A 21,321-nucleotide genomic window follows, 5' to 3' on the forward strand; every position below is an offset into this window, starting at 1 on the left:
GACAACGACGTGATGTCCGTCACGCGAATGCACGGCGACGAGGTGGAGCAACAAAAAGCCGACACCGAATCATCACCAGCACGTGGCGGCGTCCAACTCAGCGCGGAAGGACGGCCACACCTAACGCAGCAGCGTGCGTAATCAGCATCTCGTCCTGCGTGTGCTGCGCGAGGGCCAGTCTCATCTCGCGTCGTGCCTCATCATCGTGGCCTGTGCGATACAGCGCCCACGCCACCAGATCGTGCCCGTACACATCCTGACGGTCGCGAAGCTCCCGCGTTGCACGCGCCAGCACCTGCTCGCGTTCGCTCGACGTACCATGATCCAGCAGGAAGAGCCCCCAGGCGCGGTGGATGACACCGGGCTGCTTGAGCGCGCTCACCGACATGGCGCGCGCATAGTACGCGGCCTGCGTCGTGTCGCCTTGGGCCGCGTAGGCGCGGCTGACGGCACCGAGCGTGGTCGGATCGAGCTGTACACCCGTGGCCCGATCACCGTACTCGATTGCCCGTGACCAGTCGCTCTGAGCGAGGGCCACTCGTGAGAGCGCTCCCAACACGCGCACATCGTCCGGGTTTCGACGTAGGCCGTCTTGCAGCGCTGAATCGGCCGCCGCGAAGTTTCCGAGGCGCAGCTCCAGTTCACCCAACCGATAGTGAAACCACGCGACCTGCTCGCGCGGCAAGTCGTCGCGCTCGTCCACGTGTTTGATCGCGTTCTTGAGGAAGAGCCGAGCCATATCGGCGCGCCCGGTGACTTCATACCATCGGGCAAGTCGCGAACCGATCGTGAATTGCTGGCGATCGTAGTAGATGGCGCCGAAGTGCGTAGCGGCGGCGTCGTATTCGCCGAGTTCCAGTTCGATCTCGCCGAGCAGCGCAAGATGCGATGGAGTGGCCGGCTCCAGCGAATCCGCACGCGATGCCACCGCTCGCGCCTCGGCAAACGCGTGGCGCGCCATGAGCACGCTGGCCAGCAGTTCGAAGGCCTGCCCGTTACGCTGCCTACGCAAAGCAACCGATTCACGGGCCAACAGCTCAGCGCGCGCCAAATCCGTTACCGAGCCATTCGTGCGCGACCGCGAAAAGAGCAGTCCCGCCAGAGCGAGTCGGTCGTTGGAGCTCGCGGGATCGGTCGCAGCGCGCGCGGCATAAAATTCAATATTGCGATCGCGGATGTCGGCGTCGCTGACTGCCACAGTGGAGAACGCGACCAGTGGCTCACTCCGTATAACCGACGAACGCGTCGCGAGACGACCATTCGCGACCGTGACCACGAGGACGGCGACGGCCACCACCAGGGATCCGGCGATCACCGTCATCCATGGCCTGTTCGATTGCGTGCGGTAGGACATGGAGCGCTCCGTGAAGTGGCCGAGCCGCATCTGTCCGAAGCCGATCCGGACAGATGCGGGCCAATGTGCCGCGTGAACGGCGGGACGACCGAACGCCTACAGCGTCGGGCCAGCGAGATACGGGAACGTGCGAAGGAATGCCTTATCGTTGGCCGGCACGTTATCGGTGCACAACGGCAACTCGCCGTTGTTGCAGTAGGCTCCATCGGCGGTGATGATCTTGCCGAAGATCGCCGACAAGCCGGCGTCGACTACATCGTCCTTGAGGTTGCGTCCACCCCATCCGTTCGCCAGCGCCCACGATAACCAACCCGAGGTCGACGGATTGCGCGACGACTCGACGATCAGCATGTCCGGATAGAGAACGGCGCCGAGCGTGTTGGCCACGACGGGCTGGTTGCCGCGGAACGCATTGATGAAGGCCAGACTCTGCGCGCCGAACTCGGCGGTGTTATACGGCTGCGTGCGATTGTATTTGTCGTGATTCGCCTTCACAATCGTGACTTCGCTGACCAGGGGATTGCCGAGAAATTCCACCTGCTCGTATACCGTATTCTCGTCCGCCGAATCGTCCTCGTCGTCGCCAACGTCGGCGCGGGCGGCTTCCTTGCTCTGGCTGGCCGACGGACCGGTGAGGCCTTGGTCCTGCGGGGTATCCTGGCAGGCACCGAGCGCTGCCGTGGAAGCAACGGCAAGCAGTAGCGCGGTGCGCTGCGTGAATCGAGCCGCGCGCGCGGCAGTGGTTCGCAACATGGGTCTTGCTCCTGAATCGTTGAGGAATCGAGTGAGAACGGGTGACAGCACGACTAGTTGCCGCGGGCGCGGCTGGTCGTGCCCCAGACTCCGAAGCGACCATTGGTTGCGGTGTTGGCGAGCATCGCTGTGGGCAACTCCACCACGATGGCCATGTCGTTGATACCGCGCAGGAAATCGACGGCGGGATTGGCGCCAGTGGCTGACCGGAACGTCAGCGGCCCCTGCGTGATCATCGAAAGCGGACCATTTTCGGGGCGACGATCCGGAAGAATCCGGAAGAACTGCTCGAGATCGATGAAGAACGGATCATCCCGCGGACCGGCGAACAGCTTCACTCCGTTCTGTTCAATGACCGTATTGGTATATCCCTTCAGTGGCTTCCCACCCACCAGCGTATTCAGCGTGCCGACACTGTTCGGCGCCATTGGACCACGCATTGAGACCTTCTGCTTGCCCGCCTTGCCCGTAAAGGTGAACTGGAAGACGAGGTCTTCGCGCGCATCGCCGGTGTTGTCAATCTTCAACTGATAGAGTTCCTGATCTTTCGTGCCGAACGTGAAGCTCGGCGTTTGCGCAGGCGTGATCGGCGAACTCGTCCCCAGCACGAGCACTGTGCGCGAGGGGTCGGTCGGCGACGGGAACGCGTAGACGTCATTCACGTCAAAGCGCGGGGACATCTCCACCAGCGGCGTGTCCTGGTGATCGGAGGCCATCAACTTGCGGACGGTCAGCGCTGAACCGCCAACGACGGTCAACGCGGCGAGCGCCACAAGCGGTGCTCGCAGGGAAATCCACTTCGGCATTGTTGCTCCACGGACGAGAGGGGCGAACGGAGTCGCACACGGCGACGTGACACGTACGCCGTTGAATCCGAACCGGATTGCAGGAGTTGCGTGAAGGTTCCGAAATGCGCCGATAGCGATCTCGTCCATTCGTGATTACCGGCTGTCATTGAGTCCGGCCGACACCAGACTGTCGACTTCGTCGAACGAGACGCGGTGTGCGGCAATGCGCGGTGAGTGCTTCACTACAATCGCACTCTGCGCAGCAGCTGCGCATTCAGCGCGACAATGATCGTGCTGAACGACATGAGCACGGCACCGACGGCCGGCGTCAGTAAGATCCCCCACGGCGCGAGCACGCCCGCAGCAAGCGGGATTGCCACGATGTTGTAGCCGGCCGCCCACCACAGGTTCTGCACCATCTTGCGGTAACTGGCCCGCGACAAATGCACGATGCGCGGCACATCGCGTGGGTCGCTCCGCACCAGCACAACGTCACCGGCCTCCACCGCCACGTCGGTGCCCGCGCCGATAGCTATGCCCACATCAGCCGTGACGAGTGCTGGCGCGTCGTTCACGCCGTCACCCACCATCGCCACGCGCTTGCCCTCGCGCTGCAGACGCTCGATGTGCGACGCCTTCTGCTCAGGCAACACTTGCGCAAGCACGGTGTCGATCTGCAGCTCGCGAGCGACGGCGTCGGCAACCGCTTGGGCATCGCCGGTCATCATCACCACCTCGATACCGGCTTCGTGCAACAGCCGTACCGCTTCCGCCGATTCTGGACGCACCGCATCGGCCACGGCGAACGCGGCGAGCGCGTTCACGCCTTCGATCAAGTAGATCACCCCTTGCCCTGCCGCCGCGGCCTTCTCGGCGAACGCCTGGATTTGCGCGCTCGGCGTAACACCCAAACTGGCGAGCAAATTCGGACCACCTTCCGCTAGCTGCCGGCCGTCGACGGTTGCCCGCACGCCCTGCCCGGGCATCGACTCGAACGCGGTCGCCGCAGGGATCGCGAGTGTTCGCTCCTCGGCACTCTTGACGATCGCGCGTGCCACCGGATGCTCCGCGTCACGTTCGACGGCCGCCGCGAGGCGCAAGGCGTCGTTCTCAGCGAGGTCGCCGTCGGTCTGCATCGACACCACCCGATGCTCACCGAGCGTCAACGTGCCGGTCTTGTCGAAGACTACCGTGGTAAGTCGACGCGCTTCCTCGAGCCCGCGTCGGTCACGCACCAGTAGACCACTCTGGGCGCCGAGCGTGGTCGAGATCGCCAGCACGAGTGGGACGGCGAGTCCTAGGGCGTGTGGGCACGCGATGACCAGCACCGTGACCAGTCGCTCAACCGCGGTGGCCGCGCTCGCGCCGGCGATCAACCACGCAGCGAACGTGATCGCTCCCGATCCCAACGCCACCCACGTGAGCCAGAACGCCGCACGGTCGGCGAGCGCCTGCGCGCCTGAACGGGACGATTGCGCCTGTGCCACCAGTCGCATGATCCCCGCGAGTGCCGTACGCTCTCCGGTACCCGTCACTTCCACGCGAAGTGATCCCGCGCCATTGATGGCGCCCGCGATCACCTTCGCACCGTCGGCCTTCTCAACCGGCGCCGACTCGCCGGTGAGGAGCGCCTCATTGACGGTGCTGCGACCCACTCGTACCACGCCGTCCGCCGGTACATTGGCACCCGGTCGCACGAGCACGACATCGCCGTTGCGCAGCGCCTCCACCGGCACGTCTTCCAAACGTTCATCGGCGCCGGCGCCGAGCACGCGTACCGCGGTCGAGGGCAACAGTTTCGCGAGTTCGCCCAGTGCACCTTGCGCCTGCGAAATCGAGCGCATCTCGAGCCAATGCCCCAGCAGCATGATCGTGACGAGTGTGGCCAGCTCCTCCCAGAGTGGCATTCCCGGGAAGCCGAGCGCGACCGCCGCACTGAACACAAACGCCACCGTGATCGCCAATGCGATCAGCGTCATCATGCCCGGCAGTCGGCTCACGATTTCGCGCCGTGCCCCGCGGAGAAACGGTAAGCCGCCGTACGCAAAGACCGCCGTGCCGAAGAGTGCGGGAATCCACTGGGCGCCGGGGAATGCCGGCGCGGTGTAGTGCAGCGCCCGCTGCAGCATGTGGCCCCACACCAAGGTGGGCAGCGTGAGGACCAACGTGAGCCAGAACTTGCTCCTGAACATCTCGACCGAGTGCCCGGCATGCTTGTCGTGCGCGGCATGATCGGCGACGGGCACACCCGCACCGGCCTGCATTCCCTTGGCCGTTTCACTCGCACTGCCGGCCACCGCGGCTGTCGGAGTTTGACCATGATGGCTCGCGTGCGGATCAGTCATAATGATGGCGTATCAGAAGTCGGGGAAGCGATGCGCGGCGAGAGCATTCTGAGGCCCGTGGTGCTTCACGCCCGGCGCTTGGCGTCATGAAGCGTCGCGGCACAGTAGCTGCAAGCATTGCATCAAGCCTGCCAGACGAACGAAAGACCACACGTACTCAGAGGGAGCGAGCTCGTGCCGTGCTGCAGCAACGTGCAGAAATGTTCCGCGGGCAACCACACGCCGTGGCACTCGATCACGCCGACGCGACTGAAATGAACATGCCAGACCGCTCGCGTCGCCGATGGATCAAACGCACCGTACTCGGCGTGGGCATCGTATCGCTTGGAATCGCCGCGCTCGCGGTGGCGGATGCGGATCGCGCGGACAGCGGCACGCCGCTGTTCGTGCGACGTCTCGGTGAAGGCGGCCCACTGCTGGTGTTCCTGCCGGGCATAGGCGGGACCACCCGGTACTGGGAGCTGGTGGTGGCCCCACTTCAAGATCGGTTCCGTTTGGCGCTGGTCGACCTGCTCGGCTTTGGGCGCTCTCCGAAGCCGTGGACCACGTACTCGGTATCGCGACATCTCGCCGAACTCGAGCGAGTCATCGCCCCGTTGGCGACGAATGAACCCGTCGTGCTCGTCGGTCACTCACTCGGCGCGCGTTTAGGCCTCGCGTACGCCGCGCGCCACCCGGCCCAAGTGCGCGCACTCGTGCTGGTGAGCATGCCGTACTTTGCGGATGGTGACAACGGTGACAACGCCAAGCGCGTCGTAGGACGCCGCGACCACGGTTGGATCTGGACGCACATGGTGCCGTTCGCCTTGGCGTGCCTGCTTGGGCGCCGACTGCTTGGGTGGGCCGCACCGATGCTGGCCGGCGACCTGCCGCGAGAGGTCGCAGAGGACATGAATCAGATGACCTGGCGCTCGTCCACGTCGACGATGTGGGAGGTCATCTATCGCTACGATCTCACGGCAGATGTGCTGCGATTGCCTCCCAGCCTAGCCGTGACGTTTCTTCACGGCGACCAAGACGAGAGTGCACCACTGGAGGGCATTCGGGACGTCGCCCGCCTGCGTCCATCGGTCGCGGTGCACGTACGCGAGGGGGCCGACCATCGTCTCCCGCTGAAACACCGCGCGTGGGTACGCGAGCAGATCGTCGCGGCAATGGCTCGGTAGTGTTCACCCCATGCACGCGAGGCACACGGAACCTCACGATTGAGAGGCGTGCGGGCTCACGATGCGAACACCGCGCTCAGTCTCGTCTGCCAGCCCCTCCCCATGTCCACAAGTCCGTGCCAATCTACGAATCGCGCGGAGCCCCATTTACCGAGCTTCTCGCCCGCCATGCTGCGAAAGTGGCGTCCCTCCGCGGTGGACCCGTTCACGGCGTGAACGCCCGTTGAGCGCGACATCAGCGACCGCCGCGACGCCCCTTGGTGTCGCTTGAGTTGGTCGGCAAGTACATCGCCGACGCGCGCGCCTTCAGAATCTCAGCGGTGTGCGCCGTGACTTTCGTGGAGATCGAAGCGGTTGCAGCCACTTCAGACTCGAGCATGCCGAGATGTGTTTCGCTGGACATCGTGTGTGCTCGCGTCCTTGGCCACGCGCACCATCAGGAGCTCGAAGTCCTCAGGGGCGCGACGTGTCCAAGAAAACGCGCGAGAAGCCCAAGCAGGACTTCGTCAATCCAAGGCTTCTGAAGGTAGGCCTTCGCGCCCGCCGCCAGCGCCCGATCCTTGTGGGCGACCTGATCGCGCGCCGACACGACGATGACTGGGATATCCATGAGGTGGGTGTTGCTTCGGAACCGTTCGAGCACCAAGTAGCCGTCGCCGGCCGGCAGACCAAGATCGAGAATGATGAGATCGGGCTTTTCGTGTCGCGCACTGCTGATGGCCGACATGCCGTCACCCGCGAAGCACGTCTCATAGCCATGCGCCTTCAGCAGCACGCGATAGCCTAGCCGGACGTCGGCATCATCTTCGATGATCAATACTTTGCTGTGGTGCATGGTGCTCCTCATCGTGATCGACTCGCTAGAGTGAAGACGCAAGCGCTGTATGAGCCGCCACCGGCGCGTCAACATGGGCCAGCGTGAACGTGGGTACGGTGAACGTGAAGGTGGTGCCTGTGAGCGCGGTCTCATCTGACACTGCGATGGTTCCACCCTGGGCTTCGACGAGTTCCCGGCAGATATACAGGCCGATGCCGAGTCCCTGGCGGCCACCTGTATCGACAGCAGCGCCTTGATAGAGTCGCTCGAACACCTTCGTGCGTCGCTCTGCCGAGATACCGCCGCCGGTATCGGATACATCGCACTCCAGCATCTGAGCCTCACGTACGCTGGCGCGAACGCGCACCGTGATCGACCCACTGAGCGGTGTGAACTTTACCGCATTATCCAGCAAGATGATCAGGATCTGCCGCAGACGCGTCGGATCGGCGAAGGCGGGAGGCAGATCATCCTCAATGACAACGCTGAGCGTGATCGCTCGTGCGCGAGCGCTTTCCCGAACGGTGTCGAGGGTATCGGCAACGACGGCTCGTAGCGCAATACACTCCCGCACGATCTGCAGCTTCCCGGACTCGAGACGCGTGACTTCAAGCAAATCGTCGATCATCGACTGAAGTTGTCCGATATTTCGCCAGACCACCAGCTGATACTCCCGCTGTTCGTCGGTGAGTGGACCAGCCACTCCGGACAGCAGGATCGAGGTAAACTGCTTGATGGCCGTGAGCGGTGAACGCAGTTCGTGCGACACGTGAGAGAGGAAGTCATCCTTGAACTTGAGCTGCTCGATGCGCATCTGCTCCAGTGCGATCGATCGCTCGCTGAGCGCCGTGGCTTCCCGTTCAAGCGACTCGGTGCGTTCGGTGAGATGGGCGGTTCGGGAGCGCACCGTACCCGAAAGCACGTCGCCGTAACGAACGTCGTCGCCGGTTCGCAGTCGTGCCAGATTCCGCACTCGCATACACAGCTCGGCCCGGTCGACTGGCTTGGTGACGAAGTCTTCGACGCCCGACTGCAAGCCGCGAAGTCGCGCCTCGCGATCGTCGAGCGCCGTGACCATGATGATCGGGATGTGCTGAGTGGTCGGGTCAGCCTTGAGCCGCCGAGCGACCTCGTAGCCATCCATGCCGGGCATCATGACGTCCAACAACACCAGATCGGGCCGCTCCCGCGCCACCGAGGTCAACGCAGCTTCGCCGGTCGCAGCACTCGTGACGCAGAATCCTGTTGGGATCAACATCGCCTCCAACAGTCGACGATTCCGATAGTTGTCATCGACGATCAGAATGCGCGCAGCATACGCGGCGTGCTCTCCGCTCTTATTGACATACACTTTTGTGGTCGTCATGTCGCGGTAACCCTGCGACCGATGTACGTCAGGACCGCAGCGAGCAACGACAGATAGCGCATGGGCTTCGCGATATAGCCATCGCAGCCCGCCGCGAGAATGCGTGCTTCGTCGCCGGACATCGTGAGCGCCGTCAGTGCCACCACGGGAATCTCGCGCGTCGACGCATCGGCTTTCAGTAGTGAAGTCGCGTGAAGGCCATCCATTCCGGGTAAATGAATGTCCATCAGAATCAGATCCGGACGATGGTCGTGCACTAACGAAATGCCGATTTCGGCGGTCGTGGCGCTGTTCACGGTGTGCCCCGCCGACTCGAGCACGAAGCAGGTCAGCGATGTGTTGGCCGCGTTGTCTTCGATCAGGAGGATGCGCGCCATGTCAAACCACCACACGCCGGCCTGACAGCGCACGCCGGACTTCCCGTGAGAAGCACTCCGCGTCGAAGCTCCCCTTACCCATAATGGTCGATACATGGTCCTGAAGCTGACCGTAGTCCTCGGCCGTCAGATCCTTCGCCGTCACGACAACAATCGGAATGCAGGCTGTGTCCTCGCGCGCCTGTAGCGCATCAACGACATCAAAGCCGGTCACATCGGGCATCATCAGGTCGAGCAGGATCAGTTCTGGTACCTCGTCGCGCGCCAGACGAATCGCCTCTGCGGCAGTTTGCGCGGTCAGTACCTCGGTGGCCATACCCTGGAGTCGCAGCGCCATCAGGTCGATTGCCTTCGGATCGTCGTCGACGATCAGCACTTTCAATGACTGTTCACTGGTACGAGGAAAAAGCCCGAGTCCCACCAGCGACTCACAGAGCTCGCGCCTCGAGACCGGCTTTTGCATCATCGCCGCCGCGCCGAGTGCGAAGCCCTTGTTGTGATCGACGACCATGGAGATGATGACCACCGGCACGCGAGCAAGCATCGGCGTCTCTTTGATCTGCGCCAGAAACTCCCAACCATCCATGTTCGGCAGCATGATATCGAGCGTGATCAACGCCAATGGCTGGCGCGCAGCGAGTACCAACGCGGCCTCGGCCGAGGAGGCATGGAGCACCTGGAATCCATCGGATTCGAGATGCAGCCGCAAAATGCCCGCCGACTTCGGGTCGTCCTCAACCACGAGCGCGACGGGCGTGACGTACGAGGGCTCGTCATTGCGACCGATCACCTGTGCCGTTGGTGCCGGTACCGCGTCGGACTCGCGACAGGGAATCCAGACGGTGAAACACGAGCCCTCACCAATCGCGCTCTCCACGGCAACCGCTCCGCCCTGCAACTCCACTAACGACTTCACCAAGGCAAGGCCGAGTCCCGTTCCTTCGAATTGTCGACCGAGTCCGGTATCAACCTGCGTGAACGGTTCAAACAGTAAATCCAACGCCGCGGCGGAAATGCCGATCCCACTGTCCGTGACACTGATGCGCAGGTACGAGTCCGAGGGGTCCCCCGCGAGGGGCAGGTGACGTCCCTGCCATGCGCCCGAGAGCGTTCCCACGTGTGCTCGCGGCACGCGCTCGGCGCGAAGCACCACTTGACCGCCCTCCGGCGTGAATTTGACCGCGTTGGAAAGGAGGTTATAGATGACCTGCTTGAGCTTGCGGGTGTCGAGCTGGAGCGCGCCAAGCGACTCGCCCGTATCCACCATGGCCAAGCGAATGCGCCGGGACGCCGCCTTTTCGCGGATGATCGACAGGCTGTTCACGAGGAGAACACCGACCGGTACAGACTCGAGTTCCAGTGTCATCTTGCCCGCTTCGACCTTCGAGAGATCGAGGATGTCGTTGATCAGCTCAAGCAAGTGATTTCCGCTGCTGAAGATGTCACCGATGAATCCCCGCTGCTGGTCGGTGAGCTCTCCCATCAGTCCATCTTTCAGGACTTCGGAGAAGCCGATGATGGCATTGAGCGGTGTTCGCAGCTCGTGCGACATGTTGGCGAGAAACTCTGACTTGAGTCGGCTCGCGTCTTCCAGCTGCGCGTTTTTCAGCTGAAGGGTTCGCTCGAACGTTTTGACCTCGGTCATGTCGCGAGCACAGGCGATGACGCCCTGCAGACGACGATCGCGATCATGAAACGTGGTGGCGTTGCATGCCAGCACGGTCAGCTTCCCGTCACGGGCGCGCGCGGTCAGCTCGTAGTTCGACACGTGCCCTTCCCGGAGCACGCGATGAATGGCAAGATCCGCGCGACTCGACTCCGTAAAGTACCGCCGGAAGGGTGTGCCTACGAGTTCGTCTCGCGTATACCCCGTGAGCGTCTCCGTCTGCTTGTTCACGTCGGTGATGAAGCCGTGCGTATCGGTCATCATCAGCGCGTCCAGGCTGGATTCGATCAACGAGCGCGTGTAGAAATGCTGATCGCGTAGTCGTTGGTCGAGCCGGAGCTGTTCTTCCTTGATTTGCGTCCGAGCGGTGTCGTCGGTGCCCACGAGTAGGTAGCCAATGATGCAGTTCTGCACATCGTGCAGCGCCGTCACGGAAAACACCACCGGGAAGCGACTTCCATCACATCGAATGCAGATGACCTCGACCACGTCCTCGTGCCCGCGCGACGCGTGACACACCAACACGCCGAAACCCGGGAGCACTGACACACCGAGTTCCATGCTACGCTCTGTGGCGAGCCACTGCAGTGCGGCGGCATCCATGAAATCCACCGGTGACCGCTGCTTCAGTACGGCGGTGGCGTCATAGCCCAACATGCGTTCGGCACCCACGCTGAAGATCTGGATGACCCCCGCGACATCGGTAGCGATGCTCGCGAAGTTCGCACTATTGAAGATCGCGCTCTGGAGCGCGGCAGTGCGGATCAGCGCTTCGGTCGTTCGGGTGTCGTGATCAGTCGCGGTGTCGGGGGGCGCGACGATTGGCGAGCGAGCGTGGTGCATACGACCCCGGTCCAGTCGTGCCTGGCGCGCTGGCGCCGTGGCGCACAGCGGAAGACACGATGGTCAGCTAGGGACGGACGGCCGGAACGCAATGTCAGCATCGACGCTGACCGACAGCGGAATGTGCTCCCGTACGGACACGAGCGGTTCGTGACACGTGTCACCATCACCACGACCGAGCGTCGAATGCGTCACATGAGAGGTAAAAGGGTCACAGGGTACCGGTGTCGGCGGGAGGGTGACGGACTTATGGTGCGCCTCGGGAGTCAAGTGCTCTGTCAGCATGTGCAACGACGGTGACCCCTCGAAAGAAGCAGAGCGGCACGAAACACAAAAGCCGCCAACTCTCGACGAGTTGGCGGCTTACGTGTTCTCTACTTGGCCCATCACAGTAGCAGGAGAGAGACTCGAACTCTCGACCTCACGATTATGAGTCGTGCGCTCTAACCGGCTGAGCTACCCTGCCCCACTTCTCCAAATTTCTCACAATCCCCACTCGATCGCAAACCCAAAACTCGAGTGCCGGGACGCAAACGGCCGGCCCTTGCGGACCGGCCGAGTGCAGATGGCGGGGGCGGGATTTGAACCCGCGACCTTCGGGTTATGAGCCCGACGAGCTACCAGGCTGCTCCACCCCGCGTCAGAAGGAGTAACCTAGCGGCAGTGCAGCGAGAGTCAACCCCAACCGCACGAATTGTGCGGCGCCAACTGCGGCGAAATTACGGCGCAATTACGGCGCGCGCGACGTGTCGGTGCGCATGCGGTACAGCAACTCTTTCTCGCCGCGCACCATGCCCCACTCTTCGCGCGCCATGCGCTCGAGTCGCACGGGATCGCTCGTCACCGCTTTCAACTCGGCGCGCATCGAGTCCACATCCTGCTCGAGCTCCTGGACGTTCTGCGCCAACGCGGCCTTCCGGTCACGCTGCGTGAGCACGTCAGAGGTGCCGTACTCACCGCCCTCGATCGCATACACGAGGACGGCAAGTGCACCAACGCCCCAGGCCACCCGCTTCATCAGGGGCGTCATGGGTGAATCAGAGGCCGAAGAGCGCGCCACCCGGATACTCCGCGTAGCCTTCCAGCGGCTCTTCGATGCGCAGCAGCTGGTTGTACTTCGCCACACGATCGCTGCGCGACGGTGCGCCGGTCTTGATCTGACCCGCCTGCGTGGCGACGGCGAGATCGGCGATGAACGTGTCTTCGGTTTCGCCGCTGCGGTGCGAGATGATCGCATTGTATCCCGCGGCGCGCGCCAGCTCGATCGCTTCGAACGTTTCGGTGAGCGTGCCGATCTGATTCACCTTCACCAGAATCGCGTTCGCCACCTGGGCTTCGATGCCCTTCGCGAGAATTTCGCTGTTCGTGCAGAACAGGTCGTCGCCCACCAGCTGACAGCGATCGCCCACGAGCTCCGTGAGATACTTCCAGCCGTCCCAATCATTCTCGGCCATGCCGTCTTCGATCGACACGATCGGATAATTCTCCAGCCAACCGGCGTACTTGTCGGCGAGCGCTTGCGGGCTCAGCGACTTGGCGCCGCTCTTCTTGAAGTGATACTGGCCGCCCTGGAACATCTCGCTGGCCGCCACGTCGAGCGCGAGCGCGATGTCATGACCGGGACGGAAGCCCGCCGCCTGAATGGCTTCGATGATGATCTTCAGTGCATCTTCGTCGCTCTCGAGGTTCGGCGCGAAGCCGCCTTCATCGCCCACACCCGTGGCCAGCTTGCGCGCCACGAGCACCTTCTTGAGCGCGTGGAACACCTGCGTGCCCATGCGCAGTCCGTCGCTGAACGACTCGGCGCCGACCGGCACGATCATGAACTCCTGGAAGTCGACGGTGTTGGTCGCATGCGCGCCACCGTTCAGGATGTTCATCATCGGCACCGGCAACGTGCGCGCCATCGGGCCACCGAGATAGCGATACAACGGCAGGCCGACTTCGAGCGCGGCGGCACGCGCGACGGCCATCGACACGCCGAGCAGCGCGTTGGCACCCAGGCGTCCTTTGTTCTCCGTACCGTCGAGATCCATCAGCGCGCGGTCGATCGCGATCTGATCCGTCGCGTCCATGTCCTCGAGCGCTTCGTTGATCTCGGTGTTCACGTTGTTCACGGCCGTGAGCACACCCTTGCCGCCGTAGCGCTCAGGATCACCGTCACGGAGCTCCACCGCCTCGCGTTCACCGGTGCTGGCGCCGCTCGGCACGGCGGCGCGACCGGCGCTGCCCGTTTCGAGAATCACGTCCACTTCAACAGTGGGATTGCCGCGGCTGTCGAGAATCTCGCGCGCGCTGACGGAAACGATGGAGGCCATATAAAACCAGTAGTGAGTTGTGAGTGTCGAGTCGTGAGTACAGCGAGGACCTAGGTCGAAAAGTCGGGTTCGGGCTCGCGCATCGGCTGCCCGCTGATAGCGCGCGACGGTTCAATCGCCGGGTCGACGCCGTAATGTGCATGTAAACAGTCGGCCATGCGCTGACGGACGCGCTCGGCCAGGTCATCGCGGTCGGCGTAGGTGAGCCCTTCGGTGGGAATGGGCTCGAGCAGATGGACGTGCACGGTGCCGGGCGACGCCCGGAATTCGGTGCGCGGGTTGACCTCGATCGTGCCGTAGATGACGACGGGCACGATCGGTGCGCCGGAGCCGATGGCGAGCACGAACGGGCCCTTCTTGAATGGCCGCAGCGCGTAGCTATAGCCGCGCGTGCCTTCGGGATACACGAGCACGGGCTGACCGGCACGGATTTTCGACGCCGCGTCGTCGTACGCGCTGAAGGCGGCCTTTCGGTTTTCGCGGTCGATGTAGATCACGCCCACCGCGCGAGCGGCCGGACCGAACAGCGGGATCTTCTCCAGCTCACGCTTGGCCACGAATCCGTAGTGCGGGAGGGCCGCGATCATCGAGGGGATGTCGAACCAGCTGACGTGGTTCGCCATGAACACGCGCGGCGCGCCCTCGGGCAATTGGTATTCGTCATGCACCACCACCTTCACACCGGCAGCACCCAGCAACCACGAGGCCCACCAGCGGGGGGTCTTCTCGTAGATGCTGTTTGGCCCATGCGGACGCCCCAGCAACTCGGCCAACAGCGTGATGCTGCCGAACAGGACCGTTCCAACCAACAGGGCCAATGCCGTGAATGCGGTGCGCATCATGGCAAGGTCACCCATTCCGGACCCGAATTCAACGCGGAATTTCGACCGATGCGAAGTGGTCGAAACCCCCGGCCACCGGAGACGCGGTCGAGGTCGGCGACGCGTCGGCGCCGTCGCGGACCACCCCGACCACGGTGAGCGGGCCGATGCTTATCGCCGCCCAGTCCATCGCCAGCTTTTTATATGCCTCTTCAGGAATACAGGCGAGCAACTCGTATTCTTCCCCGCTCTGCATCGCCACCGCAGCTGCGATACCGGGCCCTGCTGGCACCCGCGACGCATCGAGATCGAGCCGCACGCCGCTGGCCGCCGCGACATGGCGCGCGTCGCCGGCCAGTCCGTCGCTGATATCGATCATGGCGGACGCGCCGGCCAGCGCCAACGCCTCGCCTTCGGCCCAGCGCGGCGCTGGAGCCGCGAAACGCCCCCGCGACCATGCCGTGGGGCTCTCGCCGGCGTCCCACGCCTGTATCGCCGCCCCTGGGCCTCCCAGCAGGCCAGTCACGACCACCAGATCACCGGCCCGGGCACCGCTGCGCGACACGGCCCGCTGCGCACACCCGACCACCGTCGTCGTAATCGAGAACACCGCGCCCTGACTCAGATTGCCCCCGACGATGCGCGCGCCGGCCTCGCGAATCACCGCGCCCATCCCGTCGGCCACCTCGCTGAGTTCCTCCCGCCACGCGTCGGGAATCACGAACGCAATCAGCACGTACTCGGCGCGAGCACCCATCGCGGCCAGGTCGCTCAACGCCGCCACCGCCGCGCGGACACCAACCTCGCGCGCGGAAATCCAGGCGCGACGGAAATGGACGTCCTCCACGCAGGCATCGACGCTGACCACGCGCGTGCCGTGTGGGCTCGGCGCCAACACGGCGGCGTCATCCCCGATATCCACCGCCAGATCGCCCCAACGCGCCATCAGCGCGCGGATCGTGTCGAACTCGGCCCCTTCCCGCATGGCTTGATGCGGACGCGGTTCAAGACTCACGCCGTCCTCGTGAACGCGCTCATGGCAAGCCGCCGTCTCCGCGACGACGCAGTCGAATCAATCCCTGCGGCGTGCCGAACCACATGTAGTCGCGATTCGCCGCGAGGTCGAGCACGGGCCCCGGCAGATCGCCCGGCACACGCAGTACGCGCGTGGCGCCATCACGGCGCGACACGATCACCACGCCGTCGGTCCCGGCCAGCCACATGGTGCGCTCGTCGATCGCGACCTTGGTCACGCGCCCCACCTGTCGCACATCGAGCAGGTCCACGCGCACCGGCTCGACGCCACCGCGGGGCGCGAGACGCAACACGGCATCGTCGGTGGCCGCCAGCAGCACCGTATCGCTCCACGCCAATGCGCGAACGGGGCGACGTAACGCCGGGTCGCTGCCCAGTGGACGTGAGACCACGCCGCCGACACTCCCATTTGGCGAGGCGATTGCCATCACGCCCGCTTCGGTGCCGATCCACAGGGTATCGCCGGTGAATTGCAGCGCGTGCACCGGCATGTTGTCGAGGAGCCGCACGCCGACCCCACGCGTGCGCACATTGCGCGTGTCACTGCTGTCGCTCACATACACCAGACCGCGCGCCGTTCCGGCCCAGACGCCGTCGTCGCGCGTGGCCACCGAAAGCACCCGTTCGTCGGGGAGACCATCGAGCACCCCCCATACCTGCATCGCCTGCGCGCCGTCGAGGCGCACGCGCACGAGGCCACGATCGGTACCGAGCCAGGCGCGAGAGGCGCGCGTGATCAGCGAAAGACCGCGTACGCCGACCAGTGGCACCGAGATGGTGCCGTCGATCCAGCGGAAGCGCTGCAGATCGCTGCCCACGAACGACAGGCCGCCGCGATCGATCGACTGTCCGAGTCCAGCCGCCCACACGCCATCGGCCGCCAGCGCGAGCGCGCCGACTCCGGGCTCGATGAGACCATACGGAAGCGGCGTCGATTGCATGAACGTCGGATCGAGACGGAACAGTCCATCACCGGCCGTGCCGAGCCACACTTCACTCGCACGTTCGGGCGACGCCGCACCGCTGATGATCTGCACGTTGCGCAGTGGGCGATCGCTCTGCTGCGTGCGCAACAACAACGAGGGCTGCGTGCGCAAGGTCGGAAACTGCGTGTACAGATCGTTCAGCGAACGCGGCAGAATCAGTGCGCTCGCCAGGGGCGGCCGCCCCATCGGCGTGGCAATGCCCACGCGCGAGATGCGTGTCCACTCGCCACCCGCTCGCACGATCGCGTCACCGGTCGCCGCCCGATCGAACGCGATGAGATCAGGCACGCCGGTCACGATCGTGCGCTGCAGCTGTTCGGTGAGCGGGCGATACATGATCACGCCGCCGGGCACGCCCAGCCACAACGCATCTTCCACCGGGTCGCCGGCGAGCACGGTGATCTGTTGATCGGAGAGCCCGTCGTCGCGTGTCAGCGGCGGCAGCCAGCTGTTCATCGTACGATCGTAGATCGCAATACCGCTGCTGCCCGCGGCGAACACATAGCGGCGCGATACGGCCACCGCCTGCACGTTGCTGAAGCTGCCGATGCGCTGCCGTTCGTCGCGCCGACCGAAGCCACCGAGGGGCCCGGATGAACTATTGCCCGTGCCGCTACCGGCCCCGCTCACCGCGCACGACGACGACGTCATCACACCGACCGACAGCGCCGCGAGGGTCGCGGTCCGACGAAGAGAGCGCACAGTCACGCGGGCGAAGGAAGATCAGCGAGCACACCGGGAGGAAAACTGACGGGATGCTCGAGCAGGCGCCACGCCGACGGCAACGCATCAAAGACGGCCTCGAGTGTGCCGCCGCGAACACCGCCGAGCTGCTTCGTCGCGAGTTCCGCCGCGCGCCCGTGCACGGTGGCGGCGCACACGGCGGCCTCGAGCGGCGCCAGCCCCTGCCCGAAAAGGGCGACGATCAATCCGCTCAGCATGTCGCCGCTGCCTCCGGTGGCCAGCAGCGGTGTGCCATGCGGCACCACGGTGATCGGTCCACCGTCGGGCGTGGCGACGATCGTGGGCGTGCCTTTCAGCAGCATCGTCACGCCGCCACGCGTGGCGAACTGCCGCAGGGCATCCACGCGCGCATCCCACGCCGCCGGCACCGCCGTGCCGAGCAGGCGCGCGAACTCGCCCTCATGGGGCGTACACACCACCGCGCGCGAATGGCGCGTCCAGTGACGCAACAGGGCGGCGGACTCGGTGCCGAGTGTATTCGCGACTTCGGCGATGAGCCAGAGCGCATCGGCATCGAGCACCAGCGGGCGATCGCGATGTTCGTTGACGACGCGCTCGAGCAGCTGCGATGAACGCGTACCACGACCGAGTCCGGGTCCAATCGCGAGTGCGTCGCAACGATGCAGTGTCGTGTGATCGTCGCGCGCGCCCGTGTTGGCAGCCGACTCGCGTACGGGCCACCGCTCGGCCAGCGCCTGCGGCACCGTGAGTTGTACGGCGGCCACACTCGGCCCATCAACGATCGCGTGCGCCAGACCAGCGCCGGCGGCCAGCGCGGCGCGCGCCGCCAGGATGACCGCTCCGGCCATGCCTTCGTGCCCGCCCACGATTGCGATGCGTCCACGACGGCCTTTATGCGCATTCCACGCGATTGGCGGAAGCCACCGCGCCAAGTCTTGGCCGTTCGGCAAATGCCACGCTCCATCGGCCCGATCGGGGTCGCCACCGAACTCCGCCCCGAGGCCGATATCGAGCAACACGATGCGACCGGCGTGGCCACGCGAGACCAGGAGCCCGCGCTTGATCGTACCAAAGCACAACGTCGTATGCGCGGCGGGACTGCCCTCGGCGACATCGCCGGTGGTGGCATCAAGACCGCTCGGCACGTCGAGCGCGATCACCGTGGCGCCGCCATCTCGCGCGAGTGCGACGCGCGTGCACGCCGCCAACACGGGATCGCGAAGCTCGCCTTTGTGTCCAGTGCCGAGCAGGCCGTCCACCACCAGGCGCTCATGGCCCGTGGGCACACCGTGCACGAGCGCCGGTGACGCGAGGTGCATCGCCCGTATCGCATCGGGCGTACGTGGTGGTGCGGCGGCGTGCACACGCACCGCCACGCCGGCCCGCGCGAGCTGCGCGGCGACAATGTAGGCATCACCACCATTATTGCCGCTGCCCGCGAAGAGTGCCACGCCGTGAGCGAGCCGCCCGGCGTGATCGCGCAGAAGCGCAGCGGCGGCCGTGGTACCCGCTTGCAGCATCAGGTCGAACGACCCGGTGCCCGCAGCGATCGCCGCATGATCGCGCGCCGCGGCCTCGGCGGCGGTGGTGACGCGTAGGGCGCTTACCGGCATGTCATGCGGTGCGCGCGCCGTCGGTCAGACGTGCGCGGTGCTCCACGGATACTCGCGGCCGAACGCATCCTCGAAGCTGAACACCCCGAAGAAATCATCGCGCGAGTCCTGCGGCTGGCTAATGAGCAAGCCCATGTCGACGAGCGTGAACACGATATCGCCGATGTCGCTCGTGGCCTTGAGCCCCCAGTGCTCGAGCACGAGTCCGGCCATGACGCCGAAGCGCTGCAGTGCCAGTTCACGACACGAGTGCGCGAGCTCGGGACCCGTGATGTGGCGACGTTCCGTGAGACGCGTCTGGCAATGCTCGAGTGACGCGAGCACGAACAGGTATGCGCGTTCGTCGAACCGCTGCTCACGCAGACGGATCTGATCCATGATGCCTTCACGGAACGCCAACTCGGTCACTGCGACTGCTCCTGATCGTGTCTGTGTCGTCTGTCTGCTCTGGACGCTTGGCCAGCGCGCGGTGCAACGGATGCGCGCGCCGATCGGCCGAAATGCAGCGGGCCTCCAGTGAAAGAATACTGGAGGCCCGGGCACCACCTGACAACTCCTTGCGAAGCGCGCGGAGACTGGTCCTTAAACTCGCGCCACCGACCGGTACAGCGGATAGCTGTCGGCCAGCGCCTTCACGTCGGCCTTCACTGCCGCGATCGTGGCGCCATCTTCGGGCGCCGACAGCACGCGGTCGATGAGCGCCGCGATCTGGCGCATGGCGTCCGGTCCCATGCCGCGCGTGGTCACCGCCGGCGTGCCGATGCGGATACCGCTCGTGACGAACGGCGACTGCGTTTCCTTGGGCACGGTGTTCTTGTTTACCGTGATCCCTGCCTCATCGAGCACCTTTTCCGCGACCTTGCCGGTCAGTCCCTTGCTGCGCAGATCGACCAGCATGAGGTGATTGTCGGTGCCGCCGGACACAATGTGATATCCGTACTCCATCAGCGCCTTCGCCAGCACCTGCGCGTTTTCCACAACCTGACCACAGTACGCCGTGAACGACGGCTGCAGCGCCTCGTGGAACGCAACCGCCTTGCCGGCGATCACGTGCTCGAGCGGTCCGCCCTGCATACCGGGGAACATCGCCTTGTCGATCGCCTTCGCGTGCTCCGCCTTGCACAGAATGATGCCGCCGCGCGGACCGCGCAGCGTCTTATGCGTCGTGCTGGTGACTACATCGGCGAACGGCACCGGCGACGGGTACACGCCGGTGGCGGCGAGCCCGGCGAAGTGCGCCATGTCCACCATGAAGATGGCGCCGACTTCCTTCGCGACATCAGCGAACGCCTGCCAGTCGATCGTACGCGAGTACGCGCTGTAGCCGGCGATGATCATCTTCGGCTTATGCTCGCGCGCCTGCGCCCGCATCTGCTCGTAATCGATGATGCCGTCTTCGGTCACGCCATACGACACCGCCTTGTACAGCAAGCCCGAGAAGTTCACCGGCGAGCCGTGCGTGAGGTGTCCGCCCTGCGACAGATCCATGCCGAGGAACGTGTCGCCCGGCTTTAGAAACGCGAGGAACACCGCGGCGTTGGCCGACGCACCGCTGTGCGGCTGTACGTTGGCGTGATCGGCACCGAACAGCTGCTTGAGGCGGTCGATCGCCAACTGCTCGATCTTGTCCACCACTTCACAACCGCCGTAGTAACGCTTGCCCGGGAGTCCTTCAGCGTACTTGTTGGTGAGCGTCGAGCCCACCGCCTCCATCACCGCCGGCGACACGAAGTTCTCGCTGGCGATCAGCTCGAGGCCGTCGCTCTGTCGCTGCGTTTCCTCGTCGATCAGATGTGCGATTTCGGGATCCGCTTGCAACAGGGCATCCCCCGGCGGCAAGCGATCCCACTGTGACCAGTTTGCGCTGGCTCCACCACTCATGTCGTGCTCCCCGAGGCGTCAGCCTCACTCTCATCACGTTCGATCTTGGCCACGCGCCCCTGATGGCGACCGCCTTCGAACGGGGTCGTCAGCCAGGCCTGCAGAATTGCGAGGGCATCTTCGTCGGAGACAAAGCGCGCCGGCAACACCAGCACGTTCGCATCGTTGTGTTTACGAGCGAGCGCCGCCACGTCAGGGTTCCACGCCACGGCAGCACGAACGCCCGGATAGCGGTTGGCCACATACGACATCCCCAGTCCGGTCCCGCACAGTAGCACGCCGCGGGCAGCTTGCCCCTCGGATACCTCCTGCGCCAGGGGATGGGCATAGTCGGGATAGTCGGTGCTCGCGGTGCTATGCGTGCCGATGTCTTCCACCTCGTATCCCATCTCGGCGAGCGCCAAGCGCAGGCGCTCCTTCAACTCGAAGCCCGCGTGGTCGGACGCGATGGGGATACGCTCCCCCGGCTTTGCCACATCCACCATGG

19 protein-coding genes and 2 tRNA genes are annotated in these 21,321 nt (G+C 64.6%); 1 reads left to right on the forward strand and 20 read right to left on the reverse strand.

Going from position 1 to position 21,321, the window contains the following annotated elements:
• Positions 1-97: 97 nt before the first annotated feature.
• The 4 genes from HKW67_RS07810 to HKW67_RS07825 form a co-directional block, all read right to left on the reverse strand.
• Positions 98-1,354 carry a tetratricopeptide repeat protein gene (locus tag HKW67_RS07810; RefSeq protein WP_171224848.1) on the reverse strand — a complete coding sequence of 419 codons (1,257 nt, stop codon included), beginning with the start codon at positions 1,352-1,354 and terminating at the stop codon, positions 98-100.
• A 96-nt stretch (positions 1,355-1,450) separates the two neighbouring features.
• On the reverse strand, positions 1,451-2,107 hold the full coding sequence (locus tag HKW67_RS07815; RefSeq protein WP_171224849.1) for a DUF4331 family protein: 657 nt from the start codon (positions 2,105-2,107) through the stop codon (positions 1,451-1,453).
• Positions 2,108-2,160: 53 nt separating this feature from the next.
• Positions 2,161-2,913 carry a DUF4331 family protein gene (locus HKW67_RS07820; protein ID WP_171224850.1) on the reverse strand — a complete coding sequence of 251 codons (753 nt, stop codon included), beginning with the start codon at positions 2,911-2,913 and terminating at the stop codon, positions 2,161-2,163.
• A 224-nt stretch (positions 2,914-3,137) separates the two neighbouring features.
• Positions 3,138-5,240, reverse strand: a complete 2,103-nt coding sequence (locus tag HKW67_RS07825) for a heavy metal translocating P-type ATPase (protein ID WP_206044644.1) — start codon at positions 5,238-5,240, stop codon at positions 3,138-3,140.
• 224 nt (positions 5,241-5,464) lie between these two features.
• On the opposite strand from HKW67_RS07825, the gene HKW67_RS07830 reads away from it, so the two are divergent.
• Positions 5,465-6,406, forward strand: coding sequence for an alpha/beta fold hydrolase (locus HKW67_RS07830; RefSeq protein ID WP_206044645.1), 942 nt, complete (start codon positions 5,465-5,467; stop codon positions 6,404-6,406).
• A 235-nt stretch (positions 6,407-6,641) separates the two neighbouring features.
• On the opposite strand, the gene HKW67_RS07835 is transcribed toward HKW67_RS07830, so the two are convergent.
• The 16 genes from HKW67_RS07835 to rpiB form a co-directional block, all read right to left on the reverse strand.
• Positions 6,642-6,809 (reverse strand): hypothetical protein, encoded by a 168-nt coding sequence (locus HKW67_RS07835; protein WP_171224852.1) that lies wholly within the window; start codon positions 6,807-6,809, stop codon positions 6,642-6,644.
• A gap of 33 nt (positions 6,810-6,842) precedes the next feature.
• The gene (locus tag HKW67_RS07840; RefSeq protein ID WP_171224853.1) at positions 6,843-7,241 is read right to left on the reverse strand and encodes a response regulator; all 399 of its coding nucleotides are present in this window, start codon (positions 7,239-7,241) and stop codon (positions 6,843-6,845) included.
• Positions 7,242-7,266: 25 nt separating this feature from the next.
• On the reverse strand, positions 7,267-8,589 hold the full coding sequence (locus HKW67_RS07845; protein ID WP_171224854.1) for an ATP-binding response regulator: 1,323 nt from the start codon (positions 8,587-8,589) through the stop codon (positions 7,267-7,269).
• A complete protein-coding gene (locus HKW67_RS07850) occupies positions 8,586-8,966 on the reverse strand; it encodes a response regulator (RefSeq protein ID WP_171224855.1) in 381 nt (126 codons plus the stop codon). The genes HKW67_RS07845 and HKW67_RS07850 overlap by 4 nt, the downstream gene beginning before the upstream one ends.
• 1 nt (position 8,967) lies before the next feature.
• Positions 8,968-11,475: a response regulator gene (locus HKW67_RS07855; RefSeq protein WP_171224856.1), complete on the reverse strand. Its 2,508-nt coding sequence runs from the start codon at positions 11,473-11,475 to the stop codon at positions 8,968-8,970.
• 392 nt (positions 11,476-11,867) lie between these two features.
• Positions 11,868-11,941: transfer RNA gene (locus HKW67_RS07860), tRNA-Met, on the reverse strand.
• 100 nt (positions 11,942-12,041) lie between these two features.
• Positions 12,042-12,115 (reverse strand) — tRNA-Met (locus HKW67_RS07865).
• A gap of 90 nt (positions 12,116-12,205) precedes the next feature.
• The gene (locus tag HKW67_RS07870; RefSeq protein WP_171224857.1) at positions 12,206-12,505 is read right to left on the reverse strand and encodes an FtsB family cell division protein; all 300 of its coding nucleotides are present in this window, start codon (positions 12,503-12,505) and stop codon (positions 12,206-12,208) included.
• Positions 12,506-12,512: 7 nt separating this feature from the next.
• Positions 12,513-13,793, reverse strand: a complete 1,281-nt coding sequence (gene eno / locus HKW67_RS07875) for a phosphopyruvate hydratase (RefSeq protein WP_171224858.1) — start codon at positions 13,791-13,793, stop codon at positions 12,513-12,515.
• A 50-nt stretch (positions 13,794-13,843) separates the two neighbouring features.
• A complete protein-coding gene (locus HKW67_RS07880) occupies positions 13,844-14,635 on the reverse strand; it encodes a lysophospholipid acyltransferase family protein (RefSeq protein WP_171224859.1) in 792 nt (263 codons plus the stop codon).
• A 28-nt stretch (positions 14,636-14,663) separates the two neighbouring features.
• Positions 14,664-15,629 (reverse strand): thiamine-phosphate kinase, encoded by a 966-nt coding sequence (gene thiL, locus HKW67_RS07885; protein ID WP_171224860.1) that lies wholly within the window; start codon positions 15,627-15,629, stop codon positions 14,664-14,666.
• Between the two features lie 19 nt (positions 15,630-15,648).
• Complete coding sequence (locus tag HKW67_RS07890; RefSeq protein ID WP_171224861.1) at positions 15,649-17,337, reverse strand: ligand-binding sensor domain-containing protein; 1,689 nt, start codon at positions 17,335-17,337, stop codon at positions 15,649-15,651.
• A 2-nt stretch (positions 17,338-17,339) separates the two neighbouring features.
• Entirely contained in the window at positions 17,340-18,953 is a 1,614-nt protein-coding gene (locus tag HKW67_RS07895; RefSeq protein ID WP_171224862.1) for an NAD(P)H-hydrate dehydratase, read from the reverse strand.
• A 24-nt stretch (positions 18,954-18,977) separates the two neighbouring features.
• On the reverse strand, positions 18,978-19,361 hold the full coding sequence (locus tag HKW67_RS07900; RefSeq protein ID WP_171224863.1) for a Minf_1886 family protein: 384 nt from the start codon (positions 19,359-19,361) through the stop codon (positions 18,978-18,980).
• A gap of 174 nt (positions 19,362-19,535) precedes the next feature.
• Entirely contained in the window at positions 19,536-20,834 is a 1,299-nt protein-coding gene (locus HKW67_RS07905) for a serine hydroxymethyltransferase (RefSeq protein ID WP_171224864.1), read from the reverse strand.
• Positions 20,831-21,319, reverse strand: coding sequence for a ribose 5-phosphate isomerase B (rpiB, locus tag HKW67_RS07910; RefSeq protein ID WP_171224865.1), 489 nt, complete (start codon positions 21,317-21,319; stop codon positions 20,831-20,833). The genes HKW67_RS07905 and rpiB overlap by 4 nt, the downstream gene beginning before the upstream one ends.
• Between the last annotated feature and the right edge of the window lie 2 nt (positions 21,320-21,321).

This window comes from Gemmatimonas groenlandica (assembly GCF_013004105.1).
GTDB lineage: Bacteria > Gemmatimonadota > Gemmatimonadetes > Gemmatimonadales > Gemmatimonadaceae > Gemmatimonas > Gemmatimonas groenlandica.

What these genes read in the sequence shown, in the direction of transcription:
- HKW67_RS07815 (WP_171224849.1), bottom strand. Translation starts at nt 2,107, where the DNA reads ATGTTGCGAACCACTGCCGCGCGCGCGGCTCGATTCACGCAGCGCACC.
- HKW67_RS07825 (WP_206044644.1), bottom strand. Translation starts at nt 5,240, where the DNA reads ATGACTGATCCGCACGCGAGCCATCATGGTCAAACTCCGACAGCCGCG.
- HKW67_RS07870 (WP_171224857.1), bottom strand. Translation starts at nt 12,505, where the DNA reads ATGACGCCCCTGATGAAGCGGGTGGCCTGGGGCGTTGGTGCACTTGCC.
- HKW67_RS07895 (WP_171224862.1), bottom strand. Translation starts at nt 18,953, where the DNA reads ATGCCGGTAAGCGCCCTACGCGTCACCACCGCCGCCGAGGCCGCGGCG.
- rpiB (WP_171224865.1), bottom strand. Translation starts at nt 21,319, where the DNA reads ATGGTGGATGTGGCAAAGCCGGGGGAGCGTATCCCCATCGCGTCCGAC.
- HKW67_RS07840 (WP_171224853.1), bottom strand. Translation starts at nt 7,241, where the DNA reads ATGCACCACAGCAAAGTATTGATCATCGAAGATGATGCCGACGTCCGG.
- HKW67_RS07810 (WP_171224848.1), bottom strand. Translation starts at nt 1,354, where the DNA reads ATGTCCTACCGCACGCAATCGAACAGGCCATGGATGACGGTGATCGCC.
- HKW67_RS07855 (WP_171224856.1), bottom strand. Translation starts at nt 11,475, where the DNA reads ATGCACCACGCTCGCTCGCCAATCGTCGCGCCCCCCGACACCGCGACT.
- eno (WP_171224858.1), bottom strand. Translation starts at nt 13,793, where the DNA reads ATGGCCTCCATCGTTTCCGTCAGCGCGCGCGAGATTCTCGACAGCCGC.
- HKW67_RS07845 (WP_171224854.1), bottom strand. Translation starts at nt 8,589, where the DNA reads ATGACGACCACAAAAGTGTATGTCAATAAGAGCGGAGAGCACGCCGCG.
- HKW67_RS07835 (WP_171224852.1), bottom strand. Translation starts at nt 6,809, where the DNA reads ATGTCCAGCGAAACACATCTCGGCATGCTCGAGTCTGAAGTGGCTGCA.
- HKW67_RS07905 (WP_171224864.1), bottom strand. Translation starts at nt 20,834, where the DNA reads ATGAGTGGTGGAGCCAGCGCAAACTGGTCACAGTGGGATCGCTTGCCG.
- HKW67_RS07820 (WP_171224850.1), bottom strand. Translation starts at nt 2,913, where the DNA reads ATGCCGAAGTGGATTTCCCTGCGAGCACCGCTTGTGGCGCTCGCCGCG.
- HKW67_RS07880 (WP_171224859.1), bottom strand. Translation starts at nt 14,635, where the DNA reads ATGATGCGCACCGCATTCACGGCATTGGCCCTGTTGGTTGGAACGGTC.
- HKW67_RS07850 (WP_171224855.1), bottom strand. Translation starts at nt 8,966, where the DNA reads ATGGCGCGCATCCTCCTGATCGAAGACAACGCGGCCAACACATCGCTG.